We start from the raw sequence: 15,135 nt of genomic DNA, 5'->3' as shown, positions 1-15,135 counted from the left end.
TGCGGCCGTGGCCTAGAGCATCGGACCGAAAAGTGGGATCCACTTTTCGGTCCGATGCGGCAACAAAAGATAGATCGCCGTTATCGCGTCCTGTCGGACGCGCGGCGATCCAGGCTCAGTTCGCCGGCGCGATGTCGAGCATCGTCGGTCCGTAGAGCCCGGTCCCGCGGATCTTCTCGGGCATCGCGATGCGCTTGCCGTAGGCGAGGCTCTGTGCGGGCTGGTAGATCGGCGCGAACGCGTACTGCGACAGCACGTACTCATGGTACTTGGTGAAGTTCGCGACGCGCTCGTCCCAGGTCTTCGACTTGTTCATGGCGATGTCGTTCAGCCGCTCGGCTTCCGGATCGTTGAACATCGAGACGTTGGGATAGCCTGCCCGCTTCGCGGCGAAGAACCAGTCGACGATGTCGGCATTGGTCCACTGATAGGAGCGGATCGCGAGCTGGTGCTCGGTCTTCTTGCGATATTGCGCATTGATCGAGCCCGCATCGATGATGCTGATGTCGGCCTGCATGCCGACGGCCTTGAGCTGGGCCTGGACGATCTCGACGAGGCGCTTGAACTCGGTGCCGTTCTGGGTCCAGAGCTTCACCTCGAGGCGCTTGCCGTCCTTGACGCGGATGCCGTCGGGTCCCGCCTTCCAGCCGGCCTCGTCGAACAGCTTCTTCGCGCGCTCCGGATCGTAGGAGATCCTGTATTTCGGCTCGACCTGCGATTCCTTGAGCGAGGAGATCAGGAAGGTGTCCGCAGCCGCACCGTTGCCGCCATAAAGGCTGGTCAGGATCTCCTTCTGGTTGACCGCGAAGGCGGTTGCCTCACGCACCTTGATGTCGGTGAACGGCTCGACGCTGGTGTTGATCGGCATGTAGACCAGCTCGTTGCCGGGAATGGTAACGAGCTTAACGGCCTTGTCGGCCTGGATGCGCGGCAGGAAGTCGGTCGGAACGTTGACCAAGAGGTCGGCGCCGCCGGTCTTAAGCTCGAGATAGGCGGTCGATTCCTCCGCGATCTCGCGGAAGGTCAGCTTCTTGAACTTGGCCGGCCCTTTGTTGGCCGACAAATCCGACGCCCAGGCATAGTCGTCGTTGCGGACCAGCACGGTCTGCTGGCCGACGGTGAACTGCTGCATCTTGTAGGGGCCGGTGCCGACAGCTTCCGTTACGCCGAACTTGTCGCCGAGCGCCTGAAAGGCCTTGGGCTCGGGAATGCACATGAAGGAGCTGGCGAGATTGAACAGCAGGTTCGGGTCGGGATGCTTCATGTGGAAGCGCACCGTCAGGTCGTCGACCACCTCGACACGGTCGATCGCCTCGACGGTGAAGGCGTTCTCGGTACCCTTGAACTGCGGAACCCACCATTCGATGGTTTTGGCGTTGAACGGCTCGCCATTGTGGAACTTCACGCCGGGCTTCAGCTTGAAGGTCCACTGCATGCCGTCGGGGCTCGCTTCCCACGACGCCGCGAGCTGCCCATGGAAGCTCTGATCGGCATCCTGCACCACCAGCCGGTCGAAGATCAGCGTGGTGGCGGTATTGAGCTTGGTCGCCTTGATCGGATTGTAGGCCGGCGCGCCGACGAGGCGCGCGGTCATCACGAACGTCGCTTCCTGCGCCGGCGCGGCGGTCGCGCCAAGCGCGGCTAGCCCCAACGCCAGAAGGCTCCCCTTGATCATCGTCTTCATCCCGCTTCCCCTTTTGTTTCGAGATGTTGCGAAAGGCTTGTGTGGTTCAGCCCAGAGGGCCTGAGTTGTCGCCGACATGGCCGGTGAAGCGGCCATAGAGTTCAGCCATCCGGTTCAGCCGCTGCTCGACCTGCGGGCCGAGCTCGACGAAGACCGCGTTGATCAGCAGATTGCTCAGGCTCGCCATCTGGGCGGTCGAGTCCCAGAACAGGTTGAACTCGGTCGAGACGACCAGCATTTCGTCGACGAGGCCGCGGCCCCAGTCGCAGAAGGAATCGGTCACGAGCGTGGTCGGGATGCCGGCCGCCTTCGCTTGCTCTGCCAGCACCTTGGCCATGCGCGAATAGCGCCGCGCTTCGAAGATCACGAGATGACGCCCGGCATCGCCCGAGAGCAGCAGCTCCGAGAAATTGCCGGCGGCAAGATCGACGAGATGCACGCCGTCGCGCAGATACTGCAGCTGGTTGGCGAGGTACTGCGCCAGGCCCCGCTCGGTCTGAAAGCCGGTGACATAGACGGAGGGCGCCGTCGCCAGGCGCCGGGCAACCCGCTTCCACTCCTCACCCTGGGCGAGTTCATAGAGCCTGACGAGACCGGCGATCTCGAGTTGAAGGCTGCGCGCGAGCTGGTCGTCGCCCGCGAGGCTGCGCTGCTGGAAATCGCGCAGCCGGTCGCTGATCAGCCAGGGTCTGTCGCCGATCTCCTCGGCGAGGCTGCCCTTGAGGTCCTTGAGGCTCTTGTAGCCAAGCGTCCGGCAGAAGCGCCCGACGGTCGGTTCGCTGACCGAAACCTTCTCGGCCAGGCTGGCCGCCGTCTCGAAAGGCAGGCTCGGCATCTGCGCCAGCATGTAGCTCGCCAACGCCTTGTCGGCCTTGGAGCCGTGGGCGAGGCAAGCCTGCAATCTCTGGCGAAGGGTTTGAGACATCTGAGCTCCGGACGACGCCCCATCAAGAAATTTTTCTTTCACGACGTCAAATGATTTTTATTTTCTTGCAAAACCTTTCCGTTTGAGGCTCGTCTTCCCGGTGCCCGCTTCGGGTGGATGGAGACGGGCTTTCCCGCGCAATGACCACTGCAATACGAGACGCCGATGTGATCGTGCTCGGAGCCGGAATCGTCGGCGTCAGCGCGGCGCTGCATCTGCAGGAGCGCGGCCGCAAGGTTCTGCTGGTCGACCGCGGCGAGCCCGGCGGCGAGACCAGCCACGGCAATGCGGGACTGATCGAGCGATCTTCGGTCGTCCCCTATGCCTTTCCCCGTGATTTCGCGACGCTTGCCGCCTTCGCGTCGAACCGCTCGATCGCCGTGCGCTACCGCCCGGCCACGCTGCTGCAGATGGCGCCCTGGCTCGCTCGCTATTGGTGGAATTCGGCCCCCACGCGCCTGGACAAGCTGGGCCGGGCGATCCTGCCGCTGATCGAGCGCTGCATCGATGAACACAGCCATTGGACGAAGGCAGCCGGAACCGAAGCGCTGATGCGAAGCGGCGGCTGGATCGAGCTCTATCGCGACCGGCGCGGGTTCGAGCAAGCGACGAGGGCGGCTTCGGATCTGCAATCCTACGGCCTCGCCTATGACGTGCTCGATGACCACAGCCTGCACCACCGCGAGCCCGGACTGCTGCCGGACGCGATAGCCGGTGCCATTCACTGGCGCGACCCCGCGACGGTGACCGACCCCGGGGCAGTCACGCGCGCTTATGCGGCGCTCTTCGCAGCCCGCGGCGGCATCGTGGCAAAGGCCGACGCGCACGGCTTGAGGCACGAGCAGTCGGCGTGGCGCCTGCCGACCGAAGCGGGCAAATGGCAGGCATCAGAGGTCGTCGCCGCTTTGGGGCCTTGGTCAAAGGAGCTTTACGAGCGCTTCGGCTATCGCTTCCCGCTGGGCTTCAAGCGCGGCTATCACATGCACTACGAGATTGCGTCCCAGCTGGCTCCGCGGCACCCGCTTTGCGACGCTCGGGCCGGCTTCGTGCTGACGCAGATGCAGCGCGGCGTCAGGCTCACGACGGGGATCGAGCTGGCCGGGCGCGACCAGCCGTCCGATACCTGGCAACTCGACCGAGCCGAACAGATCGCACGAGGCATGATGCCGTTGGGGCGGCGTCTGGATGCCGAGCCGTGGCGCGGTTCGCGCCCCTGCCTGCCCGACATGCTTCCCGTGATCGGCCGTGCCCCCCGGCATACCGGCCTATGGTTCGCATTCGGCCATGCCCATCACGGCTTCACGCTTGGACCCGCGACCGGACGGCTGCTGGCGGAGGCCATGACAGGCGCCCCGACCTTCTGCGACATCGCGCCCTTTGCGGCCGAGCGCTTCCGGACGAAGGCTTTCGGCTCAGGCGAATGACCTGCCCGGCCGATCTACTCTATGACGGGCGCTCCTTCGACGAGCTGCAGGAACACCGCTGCGCAGGCGAGGTAGAAAATCCCGACATAGATCACGGATGCCCCTCCGAGCCATTATCGTTGGCAGAACCTGAATCGGTCCGGCCAGACTGCCATATCGGGGCAAAAATCGAATAAAATTCGCGGCCCTATCCCCAGCGATCGATGATGCGTCGCATCATGAGTCTCCTGCCGGCCGACGAGGCCGGCAGGAGACCAGGCTGTAACGAATTGCGCCGAAGCCTCCTCAGGCTGCTCCGCCGATCGCCGCGCCGACGATGCGCCGTGCATCCTGCTGGATTGCCGCCAGATGCGCCTCGTCGCGGAAGCTCTCGGCGTAGATCTTGTAGACCTCTTCGGTGCCGGACGGGCGAGCGGCGAACCAGCCATCGGCAGCCGTCACTTTCACGCCGCCGATCGCGGCACCGTTGCCCGGCGCCTCGCTGAGAATGGCAGTGATGGGTTGGCCCGCAAGTTCCGTGATCGTGATCTGCTCGGCAGACAGGTTCTTGAGGATCGCCTTCTGCGCCGACGTCGCGGGGGCATCGACCCTCGCATAGCGGGGATTGCCCAGTTCGGCCGTCAGTTTTCCATAGAAGACGCTGGGATCGGCGCCCGTCTTCGCGGTGATCTCGGCCGCGAGCAGGCCCAGGATGATTCCGTCCTTGTCCGTCGTCCAGACCGTGCCGTCGCGGCGCAGGAAGGAGGCGCCGGCGCTCTCCTCGCCGGCAAAGCCGAACGCGCCCGAGAGGAGGCCGTCGACGAACCATTTGAAGCCGACGGGCACCTCGACCAGCCTGCGCCCGAGCTTGGCCGCGACGCGGTCGATGATGGCGCTCGACACGACGGTCTTGCCGATCGCGGCATCGCTGCGCCAGCCGGGCCGGTTGGCGAAGAGATAGGCGCTCGCCGTCGCGAGATAGTGGTTGGGATTCATCAGCCCGCCGCTGCGGGTGACGATGCCATGCCGGTCTGCATCCGTATCATTGGCGAAAGCGACATCGAACTTGTCGCGCATGCCGATCAGGCTCGCCATGGCGTAGGGCGAGGAGCAGTCCATCCGAATCTTGCCGTCCCAGTCCGCGGTCATGAAGCCGAAGGTCGGATCGACCTCCTTGCTGACGATGGTCGCCTTCAAACCGTAGCGGTCGATGATCGGCTGGTAGTAGTCGAGCCCGGCCCCGCCGAGCGGATCGATGCCGATCGAGACCCCGGCCCTGGCGATCGCCTCCATGTCGACGACATCGGCAAGATCGGCGACGTAGCCGCTGATGTAGTCGTGCCTGCGGACATGCTCGCTCTTCAACGCCCGCTCATAGGGGACACGGCTGATCCCGGCGAGCTTGTCTGCAATGAAGGCGTTGGCCTTCTTCTCGATCCAGCCGGTGGCGTCGGTGTCGGCCGGGCCGCCATGCGGCGGGTTGTACTTCAGGCCGCCATCCGCCGGGGGGTTGTGCGAGGGCGAAATGACAACGCCATCCGCTTTGCCGGAGCTGCGGCCGCGGTTGTAGGTCAGAATCGCGTGCGAAATCACCGGCGTCGGCGTGAAGCGGAGCGCCTCGTCGATCATCGTGGTCACGCCATTGGCGGCGAAGACCTCCAGCACGGTTTCGAAGGCGTTGCGCGAGAGCGCGTGGCTGTCGATGCCGAGGAAGAGTGGCCCGTCGATGCCCTGCTCACGGCGATAGAGGCAGACCGCCTGAGCGATGGCGAGAATATGGGCCTCATTGAAGGACAGCGAGAATGCGGAGCCGCGATGGCCCGAGGTGCCGAAGGCCACCTGCTGCGAGCGCTGCGACGGGTCCGGCCGCTCGAAATAGGCCTTCGTCAGCGCTCCCACATCGACGAGCATGGCAGGTTCGAGCCGTTTTCCCGCAAGAGGGCTGACATCATTGGACATGCTGCATCTCTGAAATCTGCTCGAGGGACATTGAGCACAGCGAAAGCATCGTCACGCGCTGGCCGGCAGGCTCGCGCCAGGAGATGCTCCCAAGGGTGCACCGCAACCTACTGTCTCGGAGTCATGATCGTCCAGCCGCCGCCTAGGCCGCGTCGGTCGCCTTGGCGGGCGCCTCCGGCGGCAGGCCTCTCCCCACATCGACATAGGTGAAGCCTTTGGCACGCAGTTGTTCCGGCCGGTAGATGTTGCGCAGATCGAGCAGAACCGGAGCGGCCATCAAGCTTTTCACCCGGTCGAGGTCGAGTGCGCGGAAGATGTTCCACTCGGTCACGATGACGGCAGCATCCGCCTGGGCCACGCAATCATAGGCATTGGCGCAGTAGATCACCTCGGCAGGCAGCATCGCCTTGGCTTGCTCCATGCCTTCGGGGTCATAGGCGCGGATCGTGGCGCCGCCATCCTGCAGCGCCTGAACGATCGCCAACGACGGGGCATCGCGCATATCGTCGGTGTTGGGCTTGAAGGTCAGCCCGAGCACGGCGACCGTCTTGCCCCGAACAGACCCGCCGCAGGCCGCCACCACTTTCCGGCCCATGGCGCGCTTGCGCTGATCGTTCACCGCCGCGACGGCCTCCACGATACGCGCCGGCGTGCCATAATCCTGAGCCGTCTTGATCAGCGCCAGCGTATCCTTCGGGAAACAGGACCCGCCGTAGCCGGGGCCGGCGTGAAGGAACTTGCTGCCGATCCGATTGTCGAGCCCCATGCCACGGGCCACGTCCTGCACATTGGCGCCGACCTGCTCGCACAGATCCGCCATCTCGTTGATGAAGGTGATCTTGGTCGCCAGGAACGCGTTCGCCGCATATTTGGTCAGCTCGGCAGTGCGACGGCTCGTATTCAGGATCGGCGCGCTATTGAGGTAGAGAGGGCGATAGACGTCCGCCATAATCGTGCGCGCCCGCTCCTCCTCGGCGCCGATCACGATGCGGTCCGGCCGCTTGAAGTCCTCGATCGCCGCGCCCTCGCGCAGGAACTCGGGATTGGAAACGACGGAGAACTCGGCATCGGGACGCAGTTCGCGGATAATGCGCTCGACCTCGTCGCCCGTTCCGACCGGGACCGTCGATTTCGTGACGATGACGGTGTAGCCGCTCAATGCCTGCGCGATCTCGCGCGTCGCCGCATAGACATAGGAGAGGTCCGCGAAGCCGTCGCCGCGCCGGGACGGGGTGCCCACCGCGATGAAGACCGCATCGGCCTGCGCGACCGGACCTGCAAGATCGGTCGTGAAGGACAGCCGGCCAGCCGCGGCATTGGTGCGCACGAGATCGGTCAGACCCGGTTCGAAGATCGGGATCTCGCCCCGTTTCAATGCGACGATCTTGCTTTCCTGCTTGTCGACGCAGACGACATCATGGCCGAAATCCGCAAAGCATGCGCCCGACACCAGGCCGACATAGCCGGAACCGATCATAACGATCTTCATCATTCACTCCTCGACAGCGTCGACATCCGGGATGCGGAAGACGCCGCTTCCGGAAGCACACCCGCGTCGTCTGTTCTCATCTCGCCTATCCGCCGATTGCGGCGCGGATATCAACGGGTGGACTTAAGCTCAAAGCTGCGCTGTCCTGAAACGAAATCAGCCGAGATGCAATCGATCCAGCCGCATCGCGGCCGAGGCGGCGGTCGCGAACGCGCATCCCTCTGGGGATGCTGGCACGCATGACGACGACCGCCGCCTGCCCATGCTTTCGGCGATCGGCATGGTTCCGCGCGCCCATCAAGATCGCGGCCCGAGCATCGCATCCCCCTTGCGTGTCAAAATCGTCGCGCGGCGCTTGCGACGTTGCGGCGCATCGCGAATAAGACGCCAGAACCGCACGAACGAAGATGATCGCATGAAAGCCAATCTGCCGTTTGAACGTGTGCTTTTGACAGGCGCCGCCGGTTTCGTCGGCTTTCACGTCGCGGAGGCTCTCCTTGATGCGGGCGTGGAGGTGTTCGGCATCGACAGCCTCACCCCCTACTACGATCCGGCGCTGAAGCAGGCGCGGCTCGACCGCCTTCAGGCGCGCAACGGCTTCTCGTTCGAAAAGTGCGACATTGCCGACTATGACGGCTTGGAGACGGCTTTTGCCGCGTTCCGGCCGCAGGTCGTCATCCATCTCGGCGCCCAGGCCGGCGTGCGCTACTCGCTCGACAATCCCCGTGCCTATGCGAGCGCCAATCTCGACGGCTTCCTCTCCGTCCTCGAAGCCTGCCGCCGGCATCCGGTCGACCATCTCGTCTACGCTTCATCGAGTTCGGTCTACGGCGCGAACGCCAAGGTGCCGTTCAGTGAGCATGACCGCGCCGACCATCCCGTATCGCTCTATGCCGCGACCAAGCGGGCGAACGAGCTGATGGCCCATGCCTATTCGCACCTCTACGCCATTCCGACGACTGGCTTGCGCTTCTTCACGGTCTACGGCCCCTGGGGTCGTCCGGACATGGCTTACTTCAAGTTCACCAAAGCGATTCTCGAGGGCCAGCCCATCGACGTCTATGCCGAAGCCGAGATGAGCCGCGACTTCACCTATGTCGACGACATCCGCGAGGCGATCGTGAAGCTCGCCGGCCTGCCGCCTGTGGCCAACCCGAAATTCGATGCTTCCGACCCCGATCCCGCGACGGCATCTGCGCCGTTCCGCATCTACAATATCGGCAATCACACGCCGGTCCGGCTTGACCGCTTTATTGCGGTGATCGAGGAAGCCTGTGGACGCAAGGCCATCAAGAGGCAGCTGCCATCTCAGCCCGGCGATGTGCCCGCGACTTATGCCGATGTCGGCGATCTGGCGGCTCGCACCGGCTTCAGCCCTGCGACGCCGATCGAGCAGGGCATCACGCGCTTCGTCGAATGGTATCGCTCCTTCTACAACATTTGAGGGCGAAGCGAGCGAAGGAGGCCGTCAAGCCGGACCAGGAAACAAGCCGTCGATGCGGCACCAGAAGCCAAGCAATGAATTCTGATATTCACCTTCCATCCTTTGAACAGCATTCGACCTCGGGACGATCGGCCTCTCATGACCAGCCTGAAATTCGGAACCTCCGGCCTGCGCGGCCTTGTCGGCGAACTCGTCGGCCTGCCGACCTACAGCCATGTTCGCGCCTTCTGCGCGATGCTCCGCGACAATGATACGCAAGCGCAGGCAGACGTGCTGATCGGGCGGGACTTGCGTTCATCGAGCCCGCTGATCGCCAGTCAGGCTGCTCAGGCGATCGTCGATGCGGGTCTCGTTCCCATCGACTGCGGGACCGTCCCGACACCCGCACTGGCTCTGGCCGCGATGACACGCGGCTGCGCGGCCATCATGGTGACGGGCAGCCATATTCCCGATGACCGCAACGGGCTGAAATTCTACCGGGCGCAGGGCGAGATCGACAAGGCCGACGAGGCACAGATCCTGGCCTGGCATGGCCGGCTGGGCCTGAGCGCGATGCCCACCCTGCAGGCCAAGACTGCACCCTATGATGCGCTGACGGCTTACCAAGCCCGTTATGCGGATTTCTTCGGCAGCTCGGCCCTCGCGGGGCTGACCGTCGGGGTCTACCAGCATTCCTCCGTCGGCCGGGACGCGATCTGCGAGGTTCTCGCCGCGCTCGGCGCGAAAGCTCTGCCGCTGGGACGCAGCGACAGCTTCATCCCCGTCGATACCGAAGCCTTGCGTCCTGAAGACGAGGCCCTGGCGCGGCAATGGGCCGCCGAGCAGCGGCTCGATGCCATCGTCTCGACGGATGGCGATGCGGATCGTCCGCTCGTCGCCGATGAACGCGGAACCTTCCTGCGCGGCGATCTCGTCGGCGCCTTGACCGCGCAGTTTCTCGGGGCCGATGCGATCGTAACCCCCGTCACCTCGAATTCCGCCCTCGACCGGCCGGGGTTGTTCGCCCGCGTGGTTCGCACCCGCGTCGGCTCACCCTATGTCATCGCAGGCATGGAACAGGCCTCAAACGAGGGCGCAGCGGTCGTCGTCGGCTTCGAAGCCAATGGCGGTGTGCTGCTCGGCTCGAATGTCACCCGCGATGGACGCGTGCTGGCGGCCCTGCCGACGCGCGATGCGATGCTCCCGATCCTGTCGACGCTCGCTCTCAAGGCGCGGCAGGGCAAGCAGCTGAGCGAGATCGCGTCAGAGGCCGCTTTCGCCATTGCCTTGTCGAACCGGCTCCAGGAGATCCCCCAGGATCGCACCGCTGCATTGATCGCCAGGCTCGATACCGACGATGCAGCGTTTCGCGATGACAGCTTCTCCGGCCACGGCGGGGTGGTCGCACGCGACCGCCGCGACGGTCTTCGCCTGACGCTGGCTGATGGCAGCACGGTCCATTTCCGGGCTTCGGGCAATGCCCCCGAGCTGCGCGTCTATGTGGAGGCTGCCACGCCGGCCCTCGCCGAAGCGCTGCTCGCCGAGAACCTCGCCTTCGCGGCGGCTCAGGCCCGTTGACGGACCGAGAACCGGATACCGCGCGTCGACGGTGAACGTGCCGTCTGCAGGAGAGCTGGAATAAGAGCCTTTTTGAGAATTCCCCGAGCCCTCATCCTGAGGAGCCATTCCGTCGCTAACGCGGCTGCTCAGATGCGGGCTCGGGTTTCCAAAACGTCTCCAAGAGCTAGAATACCCGCTCGATGAAGATCTGGGCGGTGCTTTGCGTGCCGGAAAGAGCTGCGGCACGCGCCGAACCGACGATGTCGAGGCGTTGCCAGGCCAGTGATCCCTCCAGTCCGAGGCGCAGGCCTGTGACCGGCCTCCAAATCAGATTCGCAGACATTCGATCGATCCGAACCTGCCCCCCAATGTCGCCTGCGCGCGGCAGCGTCAGGCTGTAGCGGCTGAGATAGGCGTTGCTGGACCATTCGTCCGACCAATCCCAACCGATCGAGACGAGGCCGGACCACCCGCGCGTCGTCTGGTCGCCGGTCAAGAACGGCAATGCCGTGCGCCGGTCGAGCAGCGAGCCGACATAGGCGGGGGCATCGACAGCGCCGGCGATCTGGCCGGACAGGGTGAACGACCGGTCGAGCACGCTGCCTTCCCAGGTCGCGCCGATGATGGCCGCCCGCCCCGACAGGCTCGGCGCACCGATACGCGAAACCTCCCGCAACGCCACCGCACCATGCAGGGTCAACGCTTCCCCTTCATAGACAAGGCGGGCCACGCCGTCCGGCAGGCGGCGCCCCGCGGTCGGCAGCGGAATGCGCTGGTCGGCGGAGACATCTTCGGCCGACAGCGAGAGGCTGAGCTCTTCGGTAAGCGGTCGCTCGTAGCCGATCAGGGCAACGGTGCGGCTGGGAATGCGCCCGACCAGGGCGAACTCGTCACCGGTCCAGAAATCGAAGCGCGAGCTGGCCAGCCCGGCGCTGAAGGCTCCCAGTGTAATGCTCGCCTCGCCGATCGTGACGTCGGTGCCACCGCCGCTGTTCGTGTCCATCGAGAACTCGAAGGCCGTTGCAAGATAATGGCCATTGGCAAGCGACTGACCGCTTTCGATCCGAAAGGTCGTGCTGAGCGGAAAGCTAGTCGTATTCTGCGGCACGAGCCCTGTCGCGCGCGCCAGGGCATTCGCTCGATAGTTGTCGCCTTGGAGCCCGGCATTCACCGTTCCGGAGACGACGATGCAGCCGCCCAAGCCGGGCGAGACGAAGCCGGAGGGCGGAGGATCCTCCTCGTCGTCGTCGTCCGCCTCGTCTTCCTCATCGTCATCTCCCGTATCGTCGGCGCCAGCCTTGCCGGGGGAGATGGAGGGCGGTTCGGGCAGGAGGGGCTCGAGGTCCGGTGTCGCTATGGTACAGCTTCGCAGAAGGGTCGGCGGCCTGCCGGCTGCCCTTGCCTCTCCGACAAGGTCCAGCAGGCCGATCGATGCCGCCGCCCCGACCGCAAGGACAACCCCTTCACGGCCAGCCGCCCTGGCAATCTCGCGTGCAAGGCTTGCGCGCCGAGCCGGCTTGCTGGCGGCACCCTGTTTCAAAGTCTGATCGCTTCCGCAGCCCGGCTTGTCGCGCTGCCGCCGCCAGATGCCGCGACGTCGCCGCGAGCCATCCTCAACCGCAGAGCAACCACGATCCTCGCCTCGTGATTGACGGGAATGTCTTGGTACATCTTGATATCAAGACCCACCGCAGACGACAATCATCATAGCCTTCCCACCAAGCACTCATCAGAACGGATAGCATTTTCAGGCTGGGCGCAACGCCCGAGACGTCGGGGGCACGTTTCCGTGGCGGAAGATATCGGCAAGAATGACCTGATAGTGGTCTCGACGCGGCACCGTTCCCAATCGGCGAAGTGCATGACCTGCCCCTCTGCCCGGCCTGCCGCAGATTTTCTTGTTTTTTCAACGCATGGGAGAGTGCAGATGCAAAGTGGAAAGCGACTGGCCGGCCTTGGGATCCTTGTCCTCGCCCTTCCCTTGCTGAGTGGTGCGGCGCACGCCGTGGACCGCATGGACGGGGCCTGGACGACGACCGCTTCGACCTGCGATCAGGTCTTCGTCAAGAGCAAGGGCAAGCTCGCGCTCAAGCGCACGCTCGATGGCTGGAGCGCCTTCATCGTCAACGGCAACCGGATCAATGGCGCGAACGCCACTTGCAACGTGAAATCCTCCAAGCAGAAGGGCGACGTGACGACGCTCCTTCTCAGTTGCGCGGACAAGATCATGTTCGACACCATGACAGTCTCGATCCGCTTCAAGGACGACGGCACCTTCGTCCGCTTCGACCCCGAATTTCCCGAGGTGGAGACGAGCTATCATCGCTGCGACCGCTGATCGCGCCCGGCACTCGGGCGCCGGGCTGGATGGACAAGGAGAAGCCGGATGCGCCAGACCCTTAAGTCGCACCTCCGGAACACGGTCGCTCTTCTGTCGATAACCTGCATACTCGTCCCGCCGGCGGCGCCGGCTCTGGCCCAGGCAGGGCGGGCCGCGGCGTCGCGGCCCGCCGATGTGGCGCATGCTGACGCGGCCTGGCCTCGCCTGGTCGAGGATGCCGAGCGCAGCATCACCGTCTACCAGCCGCAGATCGAACGCTGGCAGGACGACACCCTGGACGCGCGTGCCGCCGTTGCGGTCGACAAACCCGGCACCAACGCGCAGACGCTGGGCGTCGTCTGGTTCAAGGCCCACACCGCGGTCGACCGGGAGAGCGACAGCGTGACGCTCGACAATATCCAGGTCGTAAAGGCGAGCTTCCCGTCCGATCCCGCCAATGCCGATGCCTACGCCGCGGCGCTCCGTCAGCATGCCGGCACCGGTCTGCGTACGATCTCGCTGGCCCGGTTGCAGGCGAGCCTCGCGGTCGCCGAGGCGGAGACGACGACCAAGGCCCTGCCCGTCAGGAACGATCCGCCGAAGATCATCTTCAGCGAAACACCCGCAATGCTGGTGCTGGTCGATGGCAAGCCGCAGCTGCGCCAGATCACCGGCAGCAAGCTCCTGCGCGTCATCAACACGCCGGCACTGATGCTGTTCGACGAGAGCGGCGCCACCTATTATCTGCGCGCGCTCAAGAAGTGGTGGTCGGCCAAGGAGCCCGATGGCAGCTGGTCCGTCGTCGCGAGCCCGCCCGCATCCCTGGCCGCGACCCTGAAATCGGCGGGTTCCCGCGCCAATCTGATGGATGAGGCGCCGCCCGAGATCGAGGAAACCGTCGAACGCGGCAACACGCCGAGAATAGACGTCAGCCTGCAGCCTACTGAACTCGTGCAGACAGCCGGCCAGCCGGAATATGCACCGATCCCGGCAACCCAGCTGCTTTACGTCAAGAACACCAGCAGCCAGATCATCGTCGATGTCAGCACCCAGGATCACTACGTCCTGATTTCAGGCCGGTGGTTCCGCTCTCCGTCGCTGGCGCAGGGGCCCTGGAGCTTCGTCGCGAGCGACAAACTGCCTGCCGATTTCGCCAAGATTCCCGAGAGCCACCCCAAGGGCGACGTGCTGGCTTCCGTCAGCGGCACGGTGCAGGCTCAGGAATCGCTGATCGACAACCAGATCCCGCAGACGGCCACGGTCGACCGCCGCAAGGCCAAGCCGAATGTCCAGGTCGACGGCAAGCCGGAGATGAAGCCGGTCCCCGGCACCAGCCTCGAATATGTCGTCAACGCCTCGGTTCCGGTGATCAGGGTCGGCAGCACCTATTATGCCATCGAGAACGGCGTCTGGTTCACCGCCGCCGGCCCCAACGGTCCCTGGCAGGTGGCCACCGAAGTCCCGCCGGCGATCTACACCATTCCGCCGGAATCCCCGCTGCATTACGTCACCTATGCCAAGGTCTACCGCTCGACCGCCGACACCGTCTATGTCGGCTATACGCCGGGCTATTACGGCACCGTGGTCGCGCCGGGCGGGGTCGTGGTCTACGGCACCGGCTACTATTACCCGGCCTGGGTCGGGGACTTCTGGTACCCGGCGCCACTGACCTATGGCTATGGCGCAGCCTTCGCCTGGGGCGCCACGACGGGCTTTGCGATCGGCGCCATCGCCGGCGCTGCCTGGAGCGGCGGCGCCTGGGGACGGGGCTGGGGAGGATGGGGTTGGCACGGCGGCGGCAACGTCGTGATCAACAATTTCAACTTCAACAACGCCAACATCTACAATCGCTGGGGCAACAACACGGTGCGCACGCGCATCGACAACCGCGTCGGCGACCGGGTCAATGCCAACATCGGCAACCGGTTCGGAAACCAGGTCGGCAACAATCTGGGCAATCGGCTCGAAAGCCGCGCAGGCGAGCGGCTGGAGAGTCGCCCGGGCGGCCCAGGCCCCCGGAACAGCGTCAGCGACCTCAGGCAGAACCACCCGCGTGCCAACGACCTCTATGCCGGACGCGATGGCGAGGTGATGCGGCGCGGCGCGCAAGGCTGGCAGCAGCATCAGAACGGGCGTTGGTCCAATGCCGGAGGTGGCGATTTTCGCAACTTCGATCGTGAACAGGCTGCCCGCTTCAGGGGCGAACATCTGGAAGGCTTCCGCGGCGGGGGCGGGTTCGGCGGCGGGGGCTTCCACGGAGGCGGTGGCTTCCACGGCGGCGGCTTCCGTCGATAATTGATGTGCGTGAGGGCGCCCGGCTGATGGGCTCAGGTGTCGGCGCGAACCCCGCGCAACCCCTATGCTAGAGCACG

At 64.8% G+C, this 15,135-nt stretch carries 11 protein-coding genes; 5 read left to right on the top strand and 6 right to left on the bottom strand.

Features of this window, described 5'->3' with window-relative positions:
- Window positions 1–115: 115 nt before the first annotated feature.
- Window positions 116–1,684 carry an ABC transporter substrate-binding protein gene (locus AB4Z10_RS22215; RefSeq protein ID WP_441472566.1) on the bottom strand — a complete coding sequence of 523 codons (1,569 nt, stop codon included), beginning with the start codon at window positions 1,682–1,684 and terminating at the stop codon, window positions 116–118.
- A 46-nt stretch (window positions 1,685–1,730) separates the two neighbouring features.
- Window positions 1,731–2,609, bottom strand: a complete 879-nt coding sequence (locus AB4Z10_RS22210; RefSeq protein ID WP_441472565.1) for a MurR/RpiR family transcriptional regulator — start codon at window positions 2,607–2,609, stop codon at window positions 1,731–1,733.
- A 140-nt stretch (window positions 2,610–2,749) separates the two neighbouring features.
- Here AB4Z10_RS22210 and AB4Z10_RS22205 point away from each other — a divergent pair, with 140 nt between their 5' ends.
- Window positions 2,750–4,033, top strand: coding sequence for an NAD(P)/FAD-dependent oxidoreductase (locus AB4Z10_RS22205; RefSeq protein ID WP_441472564.1), 1,284 nt, complete (start codon window positions 2,750–2,752; stop codon window positions 4,031–4,033).
- Between the two features lie 285 nt (window positions 4,034–4,318).
- Here AB4Z10_RS22205 and pgm read toward each other — a convergent pair whose 3' ends face one another.
- The 3 genes from pgm to AB4Z10_RS22190 form a co-directional block, all read right to left on the bottom strand.
- Window positions 4,319–5,971 (bottom strand): phosphoglucomutase (alpha-D-glucose-1,6-bisphosphate-dependent), encoded by a 1,653-nt coding sequence (gene pgm / locus AB4Z10_RS22200; protein ID WP_441472563.1) that lies wholly within the window; start codon window positions 5,969–5,971, stop codon window positions 4,319–4,321.
- Window positions 5,972–6,113: 142 nt separating this feature from the next.
- Window positions 6,114–7,460, bottom strand: coding sequence for a UDP-glucose dehydrogenase family protein (locus tag AB4Z10_RS22195; protein WP_441472675.1), 1,347 nt, complete (start codon window positions 7,458–7,460; stop codon window positions 6,114–6,116).
- Between the two features lie 85 nt (window positions 7,461–7,545).
- On the bottom strand, window positions 7,546–7,941 hold the full coding sequence (locus AB4Z10_RS22190) for a hypothetical protein (protein WP_441472679.1): 396 nt from the start codon (window positions 7,939–7,941) through the stop codon (window positions 7,546–7,548).
- On the opposite strand from AB4Z10_RS22190, the gene AB4Z10_RS22185 reads away from it, so the two are divergent.
- Both AB4Z10_RS22185 and AB4Z10_RS22180 read left to right on the top strand, forming a co-directional pair.
- Complete coding sequence (locus AB4Z10_RS22185; RefSeq protein ID WP_441472674.1) at window positions 7,888–8,904, top strand: NAD-dependent epimerase; 1,017 nt, start codon at window positions 7,888–7,890, stop codon at window positions 8,902–8,904. The genes AB4Z10_RS22190 and AB4Z10_RS22185 overlap by 54 nt on opposite strands.
- Before the next feature lie 138 nt (window positions 8,905–9,042).
- The gene (locus tag AB4Z10_RS22180; RefSeq protein WP_441472562.1) at window positions 9,043–10,461 is read left to right on the top strand and encodes a phosphomannomutase; all 1,419 of its coding nucleotides are present in this window, start codon (window positions 9,043–9,045) and stop codon (window positions 10,459–10,461) included.
- A gap of 166 nt (window positions 10,462–10,627) precedes the next feature.
- Here AB4Z10_RS22180 and AB4Z10_RS22175 read toward each other — a convergent pair whose 3' ends face one another.
- Window positions 10,628–11,983 (bottom strand): porin, encoded by a 1,356-nt coding sequence (locus AB4Z10_RS22175; protein ID WP_441472561.1) that lies wholly within the window; start codon window positions 11,981–11,983, stop codon window positions 10,628–10,630.
- A 249-nt stretch (window positions 11,984–12,232) separates the two neighbouring features.
- Here AB4Z10_RS22175 and AB4Z10_RS22170 point away from each other — a divergent pair, with 249 nt between their 5' ends.
- Entirely contained in the window at window positions 12,233–12,781 is a 549-nt protein-coding gene (locus AB4Z10_RS22170; protein ID WP_441472560.1) for a hypothetical protein, read from the top strand.
- A 48-nt stretch (window positions 12,782–12,829) separates the two neighbouring features.
- Window positions 12,830–15,058 carry a hypothetical protein gene (locus AB4Z10_RS22165; RefSeq protein ID WP_441472559.1) on the top strand — a complete coding sequence of 743 codons (2,229 nt, stop codon included), beginning with the start codon at window positions 12,830–12,832 and terminating at the stop codon, window positions 15,056–15,058.
- Window positions 15,059–15,135: the final 77 nt, after the last annotated feature.

This window comes from Allobosea sp. RAF48, from assembly GCF_052114025.1.
In the GTDB taxonomy this organism is placed as follows: Bacteria; Pseudomonadota; Alphaproteobacteria; order Rhizobiales; family Beijerinckiaceae; genus Allobosea.
The sequence above is the reverse complement of the archived record's forward strand: the minus strand, read 5'-3'. Positions and strand labels throughout refer to the sequence as shown.